The organism is Brevibacillus sp. TJ4, assembly GCF_044627595.2.
Lineage (GTDB): Bacteria > Bacillota > Bacilli > Brevibacillales > Brevibacillaceae > Brevibacillus.
Map to the genome: position 1 here is coordinate 1,444,964 of NZ_CP185865.1, position 16,614 is coordinate 1,461,577.

The 16,614-nt window shown below is 53.7% G+C and carries 19 protein-coding genes; all 19 read left to right on the forward strand.

Features of this window, described 5'->3' with window-relative positions:
- The first annotated feature begins 32 nt into the window (after window positions 1–32).
- The 19 genes from spoVE to ACAF76_RS07010 all read left to right on the forward strand — a co-directional run bounded on the left by spoVE (window position 33) and on the right by ACAF76_RS07010 (window position 16,522).
- Window positions 33–1,127, forward strand: a complete 1,095-nt coding sequence (gene spoVE / locus ACAF76_RS06920) for a stage V sporulation protein E (protein ID WP_400163195.1) — start codon at window positions 33–35, stop codon at window positions 1,125–1,127.
- A gap of 68 nt (window positions 1,128–1,195) precedes the next feature.
- On the forward strand, window positions 1,196–2,299 hold the full coding sequence (gene murG, locus ACAF76_RS06925) for an undecaprenyldiphospho-muramoylpentapeptide beta-N-acetylglucosaminyltransferase (RefSeq protein ID WP_400163196.1): 1,104 nt from the start codon (window positions 1,196–1,198) through the stop codon (window positions 2,297–2,299).
- A 105-nt stretch (window positions 2,300–2,404) separates the two neighbouring features.
- A complete protein-coding gene (gene murB / locus ACAF76_RS06930) occupies window positions 2,405–3,310 on the forward strand; it encodes a UDP-N-acetylmuramate dehydrogenase (RefSeq protein WP_400163197.1) in 906 nt (301 codons plus the stop codon).
- A gap of 15 nt (window positions 3,311–3,325) precedes the next feature.
- Window positions 3,326–4,582, forward strand: coding sequence for a UDP-N-acetylglucosamine 1-carboxyvinyltransferase (murA, locus tag ACAF76_RS06935; protein ID WP_400163198.1), 1,257 nt, complete (start codon window positions 3,326–3,328; stop codon window positions 4,580–4,582).
- 143 nt (window positions 4,583–4,725) lie between these two features.
- Window positions 4,726–5,517 (forward strand): cell division protein FtsQ/DivIB, encoded by a 792-nt coding sequence (locus ACAF76_RS06940; protein ID WP_400163199.1) that lies wholly within the window; start codon window positions 4,726–4,728, stop codon window positions 5,515–5,517.
- Between the two features lie 25 nt (window positions 5,518–5,542).
- Window positions 5,543–6,253, forward strand: coding sequence for a DUF881 domain-containing protein (locus tag ACAF76_RS06945; RefSeq protein WP_400163200.1), 711 nt, complete (start codon window positions 5,543–5,545; stop codon window positions 6,251–6,253).
- Between the two features lie 19 nt (window positions 6,254–6,272).
- On the forward strand, window positions 6,273–7,016 hold the full coding sequence (locus ACAF76_RS06950; protein WP_400163202.1) for a DUF881 domain-containing protein: 744 nt from the start codon (window positions 6,273–6,275) through the stop codon (window positions 7,014–7,016).
- Window positions 7,017–7,018: 2 nt separating this feature from the next.
- Window positions 7,019–7,366: a small basic family protein gene (locus ACAF76_RS06955; protein WP_400163203.1), complete on the forward strand. Its 348-nt coding sequence runs from the start codon at window positions 7,019–7,021 to the stop codon at window positions 7,364–7,366.
- Window positions 7,367–7,506: 140 nt separating this feature from the next.
- Complete coding sequence (ftsA, locus tag ACAF76_RS06960) at window positions 7,507–8,757, forward strand: cell division protein FtsA (RefSeq protein WP_400163204.1); 1,251 nt, start codon at window positions 7,507–7,509, stop codon at window positions 8,755–8,757.
- 108 nt (window positions 8,758–8,865) lie between these two features.
- Window positions 8,866–10,017 carry a cell division protein FtsZ gene (gene ftsZ, locus ACAF76_RS06965; protein WP_400163205.1) on the forward strand — a complete coding sequence of 384 codons (1,152 nt, stop codon included), beginning with the start codon at window positions 8,866–8,868 and terminating at the stop codon, window positions 10,015–10,017.
- A 243-nt stretch (window positions 10,018–10,260) separates the two neighbouring features.
- A complete protein-coding gene (gene spoIIGA, locus ACAF76_RS06970) occupies window positions 10,261–11,226 on the forward strand; it encodes a sigma-E processing peptidase SpoIIGA (RefSeq protein WP_400163431.1) in 966 nt (321 codons plus the stop codon).
- On the forward strand, window positions 11,226–11,948 hold the full coding sequence (sigE, locus tag ACAF76_RS06975; protein WP_400163206.1) for an RNA polymerase sporulation sigma factor SigE: 723 nt from the start codon (window positions 11,226–11,228) through the stop codon (window positions 11,946–11,948). Before spoIIGA ends, sigE begins: the two co-directional genes overlap by 1 nt.
- A 144-nt stretch (window positions 11,949–12,092) precedes the next feature.
- On the forward strand, window positions 12,093–12,872 hold the full coding sequence (sigG, locus tag ACAF76_RS06980) for an RNA polymerase sporulation sigma factor SigG (protein ID WP_400163207.1): 780 nt from the start codon (window positions 12,093–12,095) through the stop codon (window positions 12,870–12,872).
- Between the two features lie 134 nt (window positions 12,873–13,006).
- The gene (locus tag ACAF76_RS06985) at window positions 13,007–13,291 is read left to right on the forward strand and encodes a YlmC/YmxH family sporulation protein (protein WP_400163208.1); all 285 of its coding nucleotides are present in this window, start codon (window positions 13,007–13,009) and stop codon (window positions 13,289–13,291) included.
- Between the two features lie 85 nt (window positions 13,292–13,376).
- A complete protein-coding gene (pgeF, locus tag ACAF76_RS06990) occupies window positions 13,377–14,219 on the forward strand; it encodes a peptidoglycan editing factor PgeF (protein WP_400163209.1) in 843 nt (280 codons plus the stop codon).
- A 57-nt stretch (window positions 14,220–14,276) separates the two neighbouring features.
- Window positions 14,277–14,975 (forward strand): YggS family pyridoxal phosphate-dependent enzyme, encoded by a 699-nt coding sequence (locus tag ACAF76_RS06995; RefSeq protein WP_400163210.1) that lies wholly within the window; start codon window positions 14,277–14,279, stop codon window positions 14,973–14,975.
- A gap of 44 nt (window positions 14,976–15,019) precedes the next feature.
- Window positions 15,020–15,442 (forward strand): cell division protein SepF, encoded by a 423-nt coding sequence (locus tag ACAF76_RS07000; protein ID WP_400163211.1) that lies wholly within the window; start codon window positions 15,020–15,022, stop codon window positions 15,440–15,442.
- Window positions 15,443–15,470: 28 nt separating this feature from the next.
- Window positions 15,471–15,734 carry a YggT family protein gene (locus ACAF76_RS07005; RefSeq protein ID WP_400163212.1) on the forward strand — a complete coding sequence of 88 codons (264 nt, stop codon included), beginning with the start codon at window positions 15,471–15,473 and terminating at the stop codon, window positions 15,732–15,734.
- Between the two features lie 14 nt (window positions 15,735–15,748).
- Window positions 15,749–16,522: an RNA-binding protein gene (locus ACAF76_RS07010; protein WP_400163213.1), complete on the forward strand. Its 774-nt coding sequence runs from the start codon at window positions 15,749–15,751 to the stop codon at window positions 16,520–16,522.
- The last annotated feature ends 92 nt before the right edge of the window (window positions 16,523–16,614 follow it).

Genomic DNA, 16,614 nt, shown 5'->3' on the forward strand with positions numbered 1-16,614 from the left:
CGGGACGGCATGAGAAAGGATGACCAGCCACGATGAGCAAGGTACGCTCTGCCCCCGACTTCGTACTTATTTTTGCAACACTTTTTTTATTGGGAATTGGCATCGTGATGGTGTACAGCGCCAGCGCGATCGTCGCCCAGAAGCCGCCGTTTTCTGATCCATACTACTTTGCCAAGCGGCAGTTGATCTTCGCTCTGCTCGGCATTACCGCGATGTACATCACTATGAATATCGACTACTGGGTGTGGAAGCAACTGGCCAAGGCCGGATTTTACGCCAGCATTGCCCTGTTGATCATCGTCCTGTTGATCGGGATTGAAGTAAACGGCTCCAAAAGCTGGCTCGGCTTCGGCGCGTTCGGGATTCAGCCCGGAGAGTTTGCCAAATTGGGTGTCGTCGTATTTCTGGCCAAATGGCTGTCCGAGAACCAGAAGCAAATTGTGCAATTCCGCAAAGGGCTGATGCCGGCTTTGGCGATTCCGGTGGTCTGCTTCGGATTGATCATGCTGCAGCCGGACCTGGGCACAGGGACCGTTCTCATGGGAACGGCGATCGTGATGATTTTCGCTGCCGGCGCCAGGATCAGCCACTTCGTCGGCCTGGGACTGGTCGGCGTTGCCGGATTTGTCGCTCTGGTCGTCTCCGCACCTTACCGCATCAAGCGAATTACCTCGTTTCTCGATCCGTGGTCCGATCCGCTCGGTGCCGGCTATCAGATCATCCAGTCTCTGTACGCCATCGGTCCCGGCGGGCTGCTCGGGCTTGGCCTCGGACAGAGCAGACAAAAACATTTGTATCTGCCGGAACCGTACAATGACTTCATTTTCTCCATCGTCGCCGAAGAGCTCGGCTTTATCGGCGGGACGCTCGTGCTGCTCCTGTTTTTGCTTTTGCTCTGGCGCGGGATGCGCACGGCGATTACGGCACCGGACCTGTTCGGAAGCCTGCTGGCCCTGGGGATTATCGGCATTGTCGCGATTCAGGTCGTCATCAATATCGGGGTCGTCACCGGGATGTTTCCCGTCACCGGGATTACGCTGCCTTTTTTAAGCTATGGAGGTTCCTCGCTCACCCTGATGCTGACAGGCATGGGTGTACTGTTGAACATCTCCCGTTTTTCCAGATAGACATGCTCGCATCGATTGCTGGTCAAGCATGCGAATTTCCTACTAGGGCATAAAGGGTGTGTTTGCGTATGCGCGTCGTCCTTACAGGCGGTGGCACAGGAGGACATATTTATCCGGCACTTGCGGTGGCAGGGGAGATTTCCCGCCAAAATCCGCAAGCTGCCTTTTTGTATATTGGGAGCAAAAACGGACTGGAGGCAAATCTCGTCCCGCGTCAGGGCATGCCATTCCAATCTGTGGAGATCAGCGGGCTGAAACGCAAGCTCTCGCTGGATAATCTGAAAACGCTGTGGAAGTTCGTGCAGGCGGTAGGAGATGCGAAAAAAATGCTCCGCCAGTTCCAGCCCGATGTCGTGATCGGCACCGGCGGCTACGTGTGCGGTCCGGTCGTCTACGCTGCCTCCAGGCTGGGGATTCCGACGATGATTCACGAACAAAATGTCGTTCCCGGCTTGACCAACAAGTTTCTCGCGCGTTCGGCGACGAGGGTGGCGGTGTCGTTTTCCGAGTCGCTGCCCCTGTTCCCGGCGGGCAAAACCGTACTGACAGGCAACCCGCGGGCAACCGAAGTCATGCATGGAGACAAAGCCAAGGGACGCAGCTTTTTGGGCGTTGCACAGGACAAGCAAATCGTACTGATCTTCGGCGGCAGCAGAGGTGCGCGTGCGATCAACGAAGCTGTGCTGGACGCCGTGGAGCGCTTTGCTTCTTTCCCCAATACGCATTTCGTTTACGTGACCGGTGAGGTGCATTTTTCCTCGATTCAGGCTGCATTGCAGCAAAAGGGAGATATTCCCGCGAACCTGAGCGTGCTGCCTTTCGTCCATAACATGCCGGATGTACTGGCTGCCACGCATGTGCTGGTGGGCAGAGCCGGCGCTTCTACTCTCGCGGAAATTACTGCCTTGGGCGTACCCGCAATCCTCATCCCCTCGCCGTACGTGACCAACAACCATCAGGAAAAAAACGCGCGCGGGCTGGAGCGGGCCGGGGCGGCAAAAGTCATTCTGGAGCGTGAATTGAGCGGGGAGAGCCTGATGGCGGAATTGTCGGCGCTGCTTGCCGACCGCCAGACATGGGAGGAAATGCGCAAAAGCTCGCTGACGCTGGGAATGCCGCGAGCTGCTGCCACGATTGTGGAAAATCTGCTGGAAATCGCAAAGGGAAAATGATCGGATGGGCAACTGTCACGCCAAATTGGGCGATCGCATAGTATGGAGCAAACACGTGATAAGACCCTTGTGTCCGAACCAGCATATGTATCAGGAGGTTCACGTATGAAACAAATCGCAGATGAGCTTGTGCAAGCTGGCATTACAAAAGTGTGGATCGATGAGCCTCTCGCCAATCATACGACTTGGCGGATCGGGGGTCCTGCTGATCTGTTAATCCAACCCAAGGATAAATCGTCCTTGCAAAAAGCCTTGCAAATCTTGCATCGTCATCAAATTCCTTGGAGTGTAATCGGGCGCGGCTCCAACCTTCTGGTGAGGGACAGAGGGATCCGCGGAGCTGTGCTCAAGGTGGCTGAGGGATTGAGTCACTGTGAATTCAGGGGCGAAGAGGTGTGTGTGGGTGCCGGATATTCCATGATCCGCCTGGCGATGGAGACGGGCAAGAGGGGATTAACAGGTATGGAATTTGCGGGAGGCATTCCTGGTACTGTGGGGGGAGCCGTCTACATGAATGCAGGGGCACATGGATCTGATCTTTCACGTATTCTTATTGATGCCGAAATCCTCTTTGAAGACGGGGAGACGAAGGTGTTGACAAATGAGGAAATGAGCTTCAGCTATCGAACCTCCCTTTTGCAAAAGAAGAAGGGAATCGTAGTGGAGGCGCGTTTCCAACTGCGAGCAGGAGATCGCCAGGAGATCACCGCGACGCTGGCTGCCAACAAGGAGCGGAGGCGGCTCACGCAGCCACTGCAGTTGCCGTGTGCCGGCAGCGTATTCCGCAATCCGCCGGGCGACCACGCCGGCAGATTGATAGAGGCGGCAGGGTTGAAAGGCTATCAAATTGGCGGAGCCCAAGTCTCGGAGTTGCATGCCAACTTCATCGTCAACCGTGGAGGAGCAACGGCTACCGACGTCCTCACCTTGATCGATCACATCCGGAGCACGATCCTGGAAAAGTACGGGATCGAGATGCATCCGGAAGTCCTGGTGGTGGGCGAGGGGTAACACGGAGGTGAAAGTTTGGAGACTTTTGCGATCGAAGGCGGAAAACCTCTGTCCGGTTCGCTTCGGATCCAAGGAGCAAAGAATGCTGCTCTTCCCATACTGGCAGCCGCTGTACTGGCAGAAGGGCAATTCTATATCTACGACGTTCCCTATTTGAAAGATATTGATGTGATGCTGGAAATTTTGCGAGAGATCGGGGCGAGTGCCAAGCATGTTGACGGCTGTGTCGATCTCGATACATCTTCTGTCAGCGTGCCGGTCATCCCTGAGCATTTGATGGGGCAGATGCGTTCCTCCATTTTCCTGGCTGGACCGCTGCTTGCCCGACTTGGCGAAGTCACGATTTCGCGCCCCGGCGGATGTGACATCGGAGAGCGGCGGATTGACCTGCATTTGGCTGGACTGACGGCGCTCGGAGCGAAAATCGAGGAAGCGGAAGGCTACATTACCTTCCGGACCAAGCAGCTTCGCGGAGCCAACATCTTTCTTTCCTTCCCCAGTGTCGGCGCGACAGAGAACATTATGATGGCGGCGGTGCTGGCAAAAGGTACCACCCGCATCTGCAATGCCGCGCGGGAACCAGAGATCGTAGACCTGCAAAACTTTCTCAATGCCATGGGAGCGCGAATACGCGGCGCGGGTACGGACACGATCGAGATCACGGGTGTTCCCCGCCTGCGCACAGTGAGCTACCGTGTCATTCCGGATCGAATTGTCACAGGGACATTTCTCCTGGCTGCTGGCGTGACCCAGGGACATATCGAGCTGACGAACACGATTCCAGAACATTTGACGGCATTGATTGAAGTAGCGCGAAGCTGCGGTGTTGAAATCAAGATTCGCCATGATATAATGGAAATCAAAAGTATGTCACGTCCTCGCGCCTATGATCGGATCATCACATCACCGTACCCGGGTTTTCCCACCGACCTGCAGGCGCAATTGATGGTGTTTTTGTCGCTGGCAAAAGGAACGAGCGTCATCAAGGAGACGATTTTTGAGGGAAGATTTAAACATGTGAATGAATTGGCGCGAATGGGCGCATCGATATATGTTGATCTCGGCTCAGCCATTATTCGCGGGGGCAACAAATTGACTGCTACCCATGTGGAGGCGACGGATTTGCGAGCCGGGGCAGCACTGGTGCTCGCAGGCCTCAGTGCAGAAGGCACGACCTGCGTGAGCCAGATCCACCATATCGACCGGGGGTATGAACGGCTCGAACTGCAATTGCAGCAACTCGGTGCCGACATTTCGCGAGTGTCGATATAAACAGGACGATTACAGCGGCATACAGCTATGCCGCTTTCCCTGTTTATGAAACCATACATAATTTTCAACTGCATCCAGAAATTTACTGTATCTCGCGACATTCAGGCGAAAAGGCCTAGTAAAGATCGAAAGAGGATAGGACCATGGCGGTAATTGACGAACGTATCCCGCAACTGAAGCAGCAGCCTCCCCGCAAAAAGGGAAACCGCAAGTTGGCAATTTTTCTCGTGCTGTTTTTTCTCATCGTCCTCATTATTGTATTTATCCAGTCACCCTACAGTAAAGTACAGGAAATTCAGGTGTTCGGCAACGACATTTACACGGCCGAGCAAATCGTCAATCAGTCCGGATTGACGTACGGAATGCAGTTTCTCAATGTGTGGGAAGGCAGCGTAAGGAGCAACCTGCAGACATTGGAAGGGATCAAGGATGTCAAGATTTCCCGATCGTTTCCAGGCGTCATCGGGGTGCACGTGACCGAGTTGAAGCGCGTCGCCTTTTGGACGGGACAGGATGGCAGCCGTTATCCGCTGCTGGAAAACGGGTACGTGCTGAACCAGGTAGATTTTTCCGCTCGCGTAGTGGACAGACCGCTGATCAGCTCCTGGTCGGCACCTGAGCTCTTGCCCAATCTGGCAAAGGGACTGTCCAGGCTGTCCCCGGCCGTGCTTCGGGAAATATCGGATATTGCCCTGACTCCTACGGTATACGACCAGCAGCGCGTCAAGCTGTTTATGCGCGACGGCAACGAGGTGCGGACAGTGGTGTACAAGCTGGATGAAATGCTGAACTGGTATCCGGCGATTGCCAAGGAGCTGCCCAGCGATACAAAAGGCGTACTCTCCCTGTTTGAGCAGCCTTGGTTTGTTCCCTACGATGCAGCCAATGACGCGATTCCGTTGGATGGTGCCGAGCAAGACAGCCAACAGCAGTAATAGAGGGTAAAGGAGAAGGCAGATTATGAGTCGTCCCCACAAGTTTCAATTCTACTTAACGATCGTCACGCTATGCACCGGTTTTCTCGTCGCTACATCCGTCGAAACGACCAAACTGGTGCAGAAAGAGCGAATCAACGACCAACTGTTCCAGGAAGAGACGCAATTGAATGACCGGATTTTGGCGGAAAAGGAGCAGAACCGCCATCTCGAAAACCAGTTGATCGATTTGCAGCGCCAGGTCAGCAAGATCGAGGAAGCGATGGCAGCGCGCAAGTCGGAAGCGGCAGCCATCTTTGAACAGCTGGAAGCGGCACGCATGCTCGCGGGTGTGGTGGCGGTAGAAGGGCCGGGAATCGTCGTGTCGATGCAGGATTCCCAACACGCTGCCAGCAGTCCTGACATTTCCAACTACATCGTACATGAGCAGGATGTCCGCCTCGTCGTCAATGAGCTGCGAGCTGCCGGAGCAGAAGCGATCAGCATCAACGGGCAGCGGCTGGTGAGCAACTCTTCGATCCGCTGCGTAGGCCCGACGATTATCGTCAACGGCATCAAGTCAGCAGCTCCGTTCGTCATTACGGCGATTGGTGATCCTGCTACACTGGAGAGTGCGCTGCATCTCCCCGGAGGCGTCATTCAATCGCTGCAAGACTTTGTGCAAATCGAGGTAACCAAACAAGCCCTTGTCCAGTTGCCTGCCTACGTAGGCGACACCAAGGCAACCCACTCCTGATTGAAGGATGCGTTTAGCCATGTTGCAAAAAAGAAGTAAAATCACGTTTATTCTTGCCATTATTAGTGCTATCATAGGTGTGATGTTGGCTGTGCAGCTGCGAAGCAACATAGACCCGGTGCACAAGGAATCGCGCAGCATCGCTGAGCTGAGGACATCGCTGCAAAAAGAGCTGGAAAAGCACAAAAACCTGTTAGCGGATATTTCCAAGTACAATCAACTGTACTACCAATACGAAACTTCCTTGAGCGAGGATGAAAGTCTCTCGGTCATGGTGGAAGAATTGGCGCGAAACCGGAAAATGGCCGGAATGATCCCCATGGAGGGCAAGGGAATCGAGCTTACCATCGTCGATGCTCCGATGCTGGATGAGAATTCCCATGAAGAGCATATGTACGCTTCGTTTACGGGCGGATACATTGATGACGAGGATTTGCGCTGGCTGGTAAACATCCTCTTCGCCAATGGCGGACAAGCTGTCTCGATCAACGGGCATCGCCTGATCGCGACGACAGCAATTCGCAATGTCGGGGATGTCATCCAGATCGATACCCGAACCATCCAGCCGCCATACGAGCTGAAAGTGCTGGGTGAGCCCGATGTTCTGCTGTCTGCGCTGAAGCTGGAAGGCGTGGAAGAGTATTTTCAGCTCGCCAATAAACGCATCGTGGCAGAGAAGCAGGAAAATCTGCTCATTCCTGCATACCGGGAACAACGCATTATTCAACATATGAAACCAGTCAAAGAAAAAGGGGATTCGTAACCATGTGGCTCCCGCTCGTCGGACTCATCGTCGGTCTCGCTGTCGGCTTTCTGCTGGATTGGCGCGTGCCTCAGGAGTACAGTAGCTATCTCTCCATTGCTTTGTTGGCGGGGCTAGATACGATATTTGGGGGAATCCGGTCATTCCTGGAGCGTACGTTTAACGTCAGGATCTTTCTATCCGGATTTGTCTTCAATACCCTGTTTGCTGCGGGCCTCGCCTTTCTCGGCAGCTTTTTGGGAATCGATCTGTATCTGGCGGCTATTGTAGCCTTTGGGGTACGCCTGTTCAATAATCTAGCTGTAATTAGGAGAATTGTTCTATCCCGCTGGATAAATCAGCAAGAGTAAAGTGGACTTTTGGGAATAAGGTCATATTTTTACAAAAATTCAAGACAAAAAAGAGGGAATGGTTGTCCTGTGTGGAATAAAATATGCAGGTGTTCTCATTTTAGAAAAACAGAAGACGTAGCAGGGGAGGTGTCACAGGTTTGGTAAGCAATGAACGAATCGTCAGTCTGGATATTGGCACATCAAAAGTTCGCGTCATGATTGGCGAAATCAACAACGGCACGATTAACATCATCGGCGTCGGCCAGTCGCACTCGGAAGGGATCAAGAAGGGTGTGATTGTCGACATCGACCAAACCGTGCATGCCATCCGGGAAGCCGTTGATCATGCGGAGCGCATGGTTGGCGTTTCCATCGAAGAAGTGTATGTAGGAATCACCGGAAATCATATCGAGCTGCATGAAACACAAGGGGTAGTCGCTGTCTCCAGCGAAGACCGTGAGATACGTGAAGAGGACATTCAGCGAGTGATCCAGGCTGCAAAAGTTGTTGCCATTCCGCCTGACAGAGAGATTATCGAAGTAGTTCCCAAGGAGTATATCGTCGATGGACAAGGCGGGATCAAGGATCCGCGGGGCATGATTGGCGTCCGGTTGGAAATGGAAGGAACCATTGTAACCGGCTCCAAAACAGTTGTACATAACATCGTTCGTTGTGCACAGCGTACCAACCTGCGTGTAGCTGGAATTTTCTTACAACCTCTGGCTGCCAGCACTGTCGCACTCTCCAAGGATGACAAGAACATGGGTGTCGTCCTTGTCGATATTGGTGCTGGGTCTACGACGATCGGCGTATTCGAGCAGGGCAAGCTGGCTGCATCTACGGTCATCGCGATCGGCGGCGATCACATCACAAACGATATATCACTGGGATTACGTACACATACAGATGTAGCGGACCGCGTGAAGGTGAAGAATGGCTGTGCCCTGATCGACGAAGCTTCCGAGGATGTCAAGTTCAAAGTAAGCCGCATCGGCAGTGAAGTAGAAAAGCAGTTTACGCAAGTAGATTTGGCCAACATCATTGAGCCTCGTGCTGCGGAAATATTCCAGCTTGTAGAAGAAGCCGTCTACAAATTGGGGTATCGCGACGAAATTGCCGGTGGCTACGTACTTACCGGGGGTACCGTCGCAATGCCTGGTATGTTGGAGTTGGCAAAAGAAGAGCTGGATGCTCCAGTGCGCATCGCGATCCCGGATTACATCGGAGTTCGTGATCCAGCCTACACCACCGGGGTAGGTTTGATTCAATATGCCTTGCAGTTGATGGAGAGACGCAGCGTAAACGTCACCCCCTCATTCAAGGGCACCCAGAAGCAGGCCGTCTCCAAATCGAGAGAAAATGGCGGTTTCATGGAAAAGGTGAAAAACTGGTTTAGCGAGTTTATCTAGAAAATCGCTTATTTCGGAACGGATTGAGCGTTTCCTCTGGAGAAGGCCGGCAACTTTGGTGAGCTTTCTGTAACAGCTTTTTATGTTGAATTGGGGAGGACTAGCAATATGCTGGAATTTGATATGGATATGGAATCCTTTGCGCGAATTAAGGTGATCGGCTGCGGCGGTGGCGGAAGCAACGCTGTTAACCGAATGATTGCAGGCGGAGTAAAGGGAGTCGAGTTTATCACCCTGAATACGGACGCGCAGGCACTGCAGTTGTCCAGCGCAGACATCAAGCTGCAAATCGGTGAAAAACTGACCCGCGGACTGGGAGCAGGCGCCAACCCGGAAATCGGCAAAAAAGCGGCGGAAGAAAGCCGTGAAATGATTGAAAATGCCTTGCGCGGCGCGGACATGGTGTTCGTGACAGCAGGAATGGGTGGAGGTACCGGAACCGGTGCTGCACCGGTCGTTGCCGAGATCGCCAAGGAACTGGGCGCTTTGACGGTTGGCGTAGTGACGCGTCCGTTCTCCTTTGAAGGCCGCAAACGCTCCATGCAAGGGGAGCAAGGGATTGCCGCACTGAAAGAAAAAGTCGATACCTTGATCGTCATTCCGAATGACCGACTGTTGGAAATCGTCGATAAAAACACGCCGATGCTGGAAGCATTCCGCGAGGCGGACAACATCCTTCGCCAAGGCGTACAGGGCATCTCCGATTTGATCGCCACACCTGGACTGATCAACCTGGACTTCGCCGACGTGAAGACGATTATGACCGAACGCGGCTCCGCCCTGATGGGGATCGGTGTCGGCAGTGGCGAAAACCGTGCGGCAGAGGCAGCGCGCCGTGCCGTTTCCAGCCCGCTGCTGGAGACGTCGATTGACGGGGCACGCGGTGTCCTGATGAACATTACGGGCGGAACGAATCTCAGCCTGTACGAAGTAAACGAGGCGGCAGACATCGTCTCCTCGGCGGCAGATCCGGATGTAAACATGATTTTCGGTGCCGTGATCAACGAAGAGCTGAAAAACGAGCTGGTCGTAACGGTCATCGCAACCGGATTTGAAGAGGCACAACGACAGCAGGCGGCACAGCGTCGCCCGCAGCAGTCTGCAGCGGTGCCGAACCGTCCGACCCAGATTTCGCAAAGCCCTGCTTCCGGACGGACGAACAAGGAAGAGGAAGAAGAGAAGTCTCTCTTCTCCATGAGCAATCTGGACAACCTGGACATCCCGGCGTTTTTGCGCAATCGCCGCCGCAACAAAAAGTAAATCGATCACTAGGCCAAGAGACCTTGTTTCCCGGATTGGGAGACAAGGTTTTTTTTATTTTTCGTTCTACAAAAAATCCAAAAAAAGTACGTCAAGAACTGACAGATTTTACATACACATTGATATATACTGCTTTTACTGGATCGTACAGCGCGGCCATGCAATGGTGAACAGAACCGGCGGCAAACCTGCCGGACGGGTGGGGGCGTGGATTCAAACGACCAGACGGGGGTGGATCAGAGTGTGATTGTGTACCTGGATATTATCCTACTCGTCAACATCGCGATTGATACCTTGTTGCTCTGGTTTACCGCTTATTTTCGCAAGGAACGGGTTGTCTGGTGGAGAATCCTGGTCGCCTCGGTCTGCGGCTCCTGTTACCTGCTCCTGTTCTTCTTCCCCTCGTTTTCTTCCCTGTATCAATGGCCGGTCAAGCTGCTTCTGTCGATTCTGATTTTGTGGATTGCCTTCGGGAATAAACGCCTGTGGCCATTTACACAAAATCTGATCATTTTTTATTTTGTGGCCTTTGTCTTCGGTGGAGGGGTGTTTGCGCTTCACTACTTTTTTGCTCCACAAAACGAGATTTTGAACGGGCTGGTGGTGACGCACAACGATGGGTTTGGTGTCGGTTTCAAGCCGACCTTCGCCATCCTCGCCATCGGCTTTGCGCTGGTCTACGTGCTGGGACGCAAAAGCTATCAGGCGATTCAGGAGCCGCGCAGGCTGGAGTCCTTTTTGGCTGACGTGATCATTTCGCTTTCCGGTGAACGGATCATTTGCAAAGGACTGGTCGACACGGGCAACCAGTTGCACGAACCGATAACGAGAACCCCGGTGATGATTCTGGAAGCGAGGCTGTTGGCGCATCTGTTGCCGCCTGCGCTCGTGCAGTACGCCAGTGAGAGTGGGAAGGACTGGGGCAAAATGGATGGATATTGGGAGGAGCTGCCCCCGGAATGGCAGTCGCGGGTCCGCCTCATCCCATACCGAAGCGTTTCGCGTGGCATGGATTTTCTGCTTGCGATCAAACCGGACTATGTCAGGGTATGGCAAGACGGGCTTACCTATGAAACCGAAAAGGTGCTGGTTGGCCTCAATCCGATTCCGCTGGCGGCGGACGGCAAATACCAGGCGATCGTCCACCCTGAGATGGTCAATACCTATTCAGAAAAACCTACCCGAATTCTTGAACAGGAGGGCTCATGATGTACGTAAAGCTTCGCCTGCAACTCCAGTTAACCTGGTACCGTTTCTTGATGTGGATCGGTGTAAAAGCTGAAGAAATCTACTATATCGGCGGGAGTGAGGCCCTACCTCCACCTCTGACGCGGGAGGAAGAGGAGGTGCTGCTCGTACGTCTGCCATCCGGCGATCCTGCTGTGCGCGGCATGCTCATCGAGCGCAATCTGCGACTGGTGGTCTACATCGCGCGTAAATTTGAGAACACCGGGATCAACATCGAGGATTTGGTCAGCATCGGCACGATCGGACTGATCAAGGCAGTCAACACCTTTGACCCGGAGAAAAACATCAAGCTGGCCACGTACGCCTCGCGCTGTATCGAGAACGAGATTTTGATGTATTTGCGCCGCAACAACAAGATTCGTTCGGAGGTGTCGTTCGACGAGCCGCTCAACATCGACTGGGACGGCAATGAACTTTTGCTCTCCGACGTTCTCGGGACAGAAAATGATACCATTTACAAAAATATCGAAGATCAGGTCGATCGCAAACTGTTGAAAAAAGCGCTGGATAAACTATCCGACCGCGAGCGTATCATCATGGAGCTGCGTTTTGGCTTGGCTGGCGAGGAAGAGAAGACGCAGAAGGACGTGGCCGACCTGTTGGGCATCTCCCAGTCGTACATTTCCCGCCTGGAAAAGCGAATTATAAAACGGTTGCGAAAAGAATTCAACAAGATGGTCTAGCGCATATTTTCCCAGTCGAAGGGGATACTGTTCCTAGCACCGAGCCAGATAGTGGTAACTGCCACTCTCTCGTCGGGACGCGTCGACACGCGGCCTTTCAAGACAACCGGGTTAGGAACTTTCTTGCTTCGAGGAGGGAAAGACGTGACGCGAAACAAAGTGGAAATATGTGGGGTAGACACCTCCAAACTTCCGGTACTGACGAACAAAGAGATGAGAGAATTGTTCGAGCGTCTGCAGAGCGGCGAACTGGCAGCCCGCGAAAAACTGGTGAACGGCAATTTGCGGCTGGTCTTAAGCGTAATCCAGCGTTTCAACAACCGCGGCGAGTACGTGGATGACCTGTTTCAGGTAGGATGTATCGGGTTGATGAAGGCAATTGACAACTTTGACCTGGGGCAAAACGTCAAGTTTTCCACCTATGCCGTCCCGATGATCATCGGCGAGATTCGCCGCTACCTGCGGGACAACAATCCGATCCGCGTCTCCCGATCGTTGCGCGACATCGCATACAAAGCCTTGCAGGTACGCGACAACCTGACCAACAAACATTCGCGCGAGCCTACCATCACAGAGATTTCCCAGGAATTAAACGTCGCCAAGGAAGACGTCGTATTCGCCCTCGATGCGATCCAGGACCCTGTCTCCCTGTTTGAACCGATTTACCAGGATGGCGGGGACCCGATTTACGTCATGGATCAAATCAGTGACGAAAAGAACAAGGACGTCACCTGGGTCGAGGAAATCGCCTTGCGGGAAGGGATGCAGCGGCTCGGCGAGCGGGAAAAGATGATCTTGTCCATGCGCTTTTACGAGGGCAAGACGCAGATGGAGGTCGCCGAGGAGATCGGCATTTCGCAGGCGCAGGTGTCGAGGCTGGAAAAGGCAGCGATCGCGCATATGCAAAAGCACGTCCAATCGTAACAGGCAATCATTGCAGGCAAACCCGGCGGTGCATGACACCCCGGGTTTTTTGTCGGCTGATTGTGCCCGCGACGGACATATTCGCCCATCCACTCATATACTAAAAGTAACGGTGAAAAGTAGGTGAGGAGAAAATGGTGAAAATCTCTGACTTTCAAACCAAAGAAGTGGTGAACATTTTGGATGGCAAACGACTCGGGCAAATTTCCGATTTGGAAATCGATTTGCGGCACGGACGGATTGAGTCGATCGTCATCCCGGGACCGGGAAAATTCCTCGGCTTTCTCGCCTCTGGCAACGACTATATCATCCCCTGGCGCAATATTGTGAAAATCGGCAAGGACGTCGTGCTCGTACGGATGGAGGAGACGCTGAAGATCGATGCCCGCAGTTCAGGATCTGACGGGTACGCGGAATAGGCATAGACGAAGGAAAGGCAGGTGCGACAGCCTTTCTTTTCTTTTGGGCTGTGGTATGATAGGCGTGAAAGGGAAGGTGAAGCCGATGAGCGAAGCGTTTGTCGTCGCAAAGGAAAAACCGTTCCTGCATCTGTCCGAGTGGGAACAGCGCTTCCCCGGGCTTGTGGCAGGCTTTACGATTCGGACCGGTGGAGAAAGCGAGCAGGCGTACGAATCTTTTAATATGGGATTGCATGTCGGAGATGATCCCGCCCGCGTGATCGCCAACAGAAAGCGGCTTGCGGATGCGGTTGGCATGCCGTTTTCCGCGTGGACATGCGCCGAACAAATCCACGGCAACCGGGTCTGCCAGGTCGTCGCAGGGGGAGCGGGGAAAGAAAGTCTGGAGGATGTTATCCCTGCCGCGGACGGCTTGTTTACAGATCGGGACGGAGTGCTGCTCACGTCGTTTTACGCCGATTGCGTACCGCTCTACTTTTTGGACCCGGCATCGAAGGCGATCGGTCTGGCGCATGCCGGCTGGAAAGGAACCGTCGGCCGAATCGCGGTGGAAATGATCGAAGCGCTGCGCCGTCAGTTCGGCACGAAACCGGAGGAATTGCTCGTCGCGATCGGGCCGGCGATCGGCGGCTGCTGCTATGAAGTGGATGAGCGGATTATGGAGCAGGTTCGCATCTCAGCCCGTGATTGGCAACAGGCTGTCACTGCTTCGGCGAACGAGGAGCGCTACATGCTCGACCTGCGCAGGCTGAACGAGGCGATTTTGACCGAGGCAGGCATTGATCCCGCGCGGATTTTGCGTACAGAGTGGTGTACAAGCTGCCGCACCGATCTGTTTTACTCCCATCGCAAGGAAGCGGGCAAGGAAAAAGCGACGGGGCGAATGGCATCGTTTATCGGCTGGTCGGCTGGCAATGCTAGCAAGTAAGGCTCTGTCCTCGCCGGATTTGGGAAAAATGAAGATAAAGGAGAGGAACGTACATAGATGAGTACCGGACAGGAACTGTTGAAACAAAGGCTTGCACACATCGAGGAGCGCATCCAGGCAGCTTGTGAACGAGCCGGCCGCAAGCGCGAAGACGTGAAAATCGTGGCGGTGACGAAGTACGTCGATGCACAGACGATTGGCGATCTGCTTGACATCGGAATCGGGCATATTGGCGAAAACCGCCTGCAGGATGCCCTGCCCAAGCACGAACAGTACGGTGACAGGGGCTGCTGGCATTTCATCGGCCATCTGCAAACGAACAAGGCCAAGGACGTAATCGGACGTTTTTCCTATATTCATTCCCTCGACCGCCTTTCTTTGGCGCAAGAGCTGAACAAGCGCGCAGAAGCGGCCGGTCAGGTTGTCTCCTGCTTTTTGCAGATCAATATTTCCGGGGAACAGACAAAATTTGGGCTTAGTCCGGATGATGTATTGGCTTTTTTGCGGGAAACAAGTAATATGAAACATATAAAGATCGACGGATTGATGACCATGGCGCCTGTTGTCGAAAATCAGGAAGAAGCTCGTCCTGTTTTTCGCGGTCTGGCTGAATGGCAAAAACGCATCAACGAATGGGAATTCCCGCATGCACATGTCACCGAGCTATCGATGGGCATGTCCAATGACTTTGAAGTAGCGATTGAAGAAGGAGCCACATACATCCGACTGGGCTCAGTGCTGGTCAAGCCCGAGTAACGGGAAACACCCGGACGAACCGGTCGCGAAAGGAGGAGTAACCGATGGGAGTAATGAACAGACTGAAGGGATTTCTGGGTTTGGAGGACGAAGAATACATCGAAGAAACAGTGGAAGAGGAGCGCAGTGAGACGGATGCTGCTTCCACCAAAAAGCAGCCTATGGGACGTGCGAACAACGTAGTGCCGTTTCAGGCTCGGGAAAAGGAGGGGATTCGCTTGATCCTCTGCGAACCCCGTCATTACAGTGACGCACAAGACATCGCCGACAATCTTCGTCATCGCCGTCCGGTCGTGGTCAACCTGCACCGCGTCGAAAAGGATCAGGCCAAGCGGATCATCGACTTTTTGAGTGGTACGGTATACGCATTGAACGGAGATATTCAAAAAGTTGGGGACACGATTTTTGTCTGTACGCCTGATCACGTAGACATCCAGGGAACGATTTCGAGTGTCATTGAAGAGTAAGATTCAACGATGAAAAAAGGGTGAGCAAATGGCATATTTTTTGACGGTTCTTAATTTCGCTTTTACCGTGTATCAGTTTATGATTATCGCGTACATATTGATGTCGTGGGTGCCGCAGATGCGCGACACAGGCATCGGACAGATGCTGGAGCGTCTGGTCGAGCCGTATCTCGCGCCTTTCCGCCGGTTTATCCCGCCGCTGGGCTTCATCGACCTTTCCCCGATCGTGGCGCTGATTGCCCTGCGTCTGGCTTATGAAGGACTTCTGGCCATCTTGTTTCGGTTGATGTAGGAGACAGATACAGCATGAGTGTATTTGATCATTTTCGCAAAGAGGAACGTCCATTTGTAGAACGGGCGCTGGAAATGCTGACGCTGGCAGAGCGAAAGCAGGCCATGCGCCTTACTGATTTTCTCGACCCGCGCCAGTTGGCGATATTCCAGAGCCTCGCCTCGCAGGTACAGGACATCGTCGTCTCGGCGAGCGGCGGATACGAAGGGGCAGAGCGGACGAGGGCGCTGCTTCACCCCGACTACCTCCCCGTCGAACAGGAAGATTTCGCGCTGGCACTGCTGCGCATCGAAGCCGATCAGCGCTTTCACAAGCTGGAGCATCGCGATGTGATGGGATCGCTTTTGAATGCCGGTTTGAAGCGGGAGAAGTTCGGAGACATGCTGGTGGACGAGCAAGGGGCGTACGCTGTCGTGGCCGAGGAAGTCGCGGATTTCATCTGCACACAGGTGACGCAAATCCACCGCACGCCGGTACGCTTCGAGCGGATGGCCTGGGCTGACTTCACTCCTCCGGCCCCGCAATTCGCACCCAAGACGATCACCGTCCCTTCACCCAGACTGGATGCCGTGATCGGCGAGGTCTGCCACCTGTCCAGAGCCAAGGCTGTACTGCCGATCCGTGCGGGCAAGGTCAAGGTAAACTGGAAAGTGGTGGACGATCCCTCTTACGCTTTGGACGGCGGAGACATGGTCTCCGTAGCCGGTTTTGGCCGCTTCAAGCTGCTTGAGGTGGCAGGTCCTACGCGGAGCGGAAGAATACGTATGACAGTGGGACTTGTAACATAAGATAATAGCAGCGAAGTGTGCAAAAGGACGGACAAAGTGAAAAATTATGCAAATTCAGCAGGAAATCTGTGGTTGGTGTCGAAAACACTGAG

Bases quoted from the DNA above. Each gene is read 5' to 3' on its own strand.
- sigE (WP_400163206.1), top strand. From the start codon at position 11,226: ATGTACGTAAAGCTTCGCCTGCAACTCCAGTTAACCTGGTACCGTTTC.
- ACAF76_RS07005 (WP_400163212.1), top strand. From the start codon at position 15,471: ATGGCATATTTTTTGACGGTTCTTAATTTCGCTTTTACCGTGTATCAG.
- ACAF76_RS07010 (WP_400163213.1), top strand. From the start codon at position 15,749: ATGAGTGTATTTGATCATTTTCGCAAAGAGGAACGTCCATTTGTAGAA.
- ftsZ (WP_400163205.1), top strand. From the start codon at position 8,866: ATGCTGGAATTTGATATGGATATGGAATCCTTTGCGCGAATTAAGGTG.
- murG (WP_400163196.1), top strand. From the start codon at position 1,196: ATGCGCGTCGTCCTTACAGGCGGTGGCACAGGAGGACATATTTATCCG.
- spoVE (WP_400163195.1), top strand. From the start codon at position 33: ATGAGCAAGGTACGCTCTGCCCCCGACTTCGTACTTATTTTTGCAACA.
- ACAF76_RS06950 (WP_400163202.1), top strand. From the start codon at position 6,273: ATGTTGCAAAAAAGAAGTAAAATCACGTTTATTCTTGCCATTATTAGT.
- ACAF76_RS07000 (WP_400163211.1), top strand. From the start codon at position 15,020: ATGGGAGTAATGAACAGACTGAAGGGATTTCTGGGTTTGGAGGACGAA.
- ACAF76_RS06985 (WP_400163208.1), top strand. From the start codon at position 13,007: ATGGTGAAAATCTCTGACTTTCAAACCAAAGAAGTGGTGAACATTTTG.
- ACAF76_RS06940 (WP_400163199.1), top strand. From the start codon at position 4,726: ATGGCGGTAATTGACGAACGTATCCCGCAACTGAAGCAGCAGCCTCCC.
- pgeF (WP_400163209.1), top strand. From the start codon at position 13,377: ATGAGCGAAGCGTTTGTCGTCGCAAAGGAAAAACCGTTCCTGCATCTG.
- ACAF76_RS06955 (WP_400163203.1), top strand. From the start codon at position 7,019: ATGTGGCTCCCGCTCGTCGGACTCATCGTCGGTCTCGCTGTCGGCTTT.
- ACAF76_RS06995 (WP_400163210.1), top strand. From the start codon at position 14,277: ATGAGTACCGGACAGGAACTGTTGAAACAAAGGCTTGCACACATCGAG.
- ACAF76_RS06945 (WP_400163200.1), top strand. From the start codon at position 5,543: ATGAGTCGTCCCCACAAGTTTCAATTCTACTTAACGATCGTCACGCTA.
- murB (WP_400163197.1), top strand. From the start codon at position 2,405: ATGAAACAAATCGCAGATGAGCTTGTGCAAGCTGGCATTACAAAAGTG.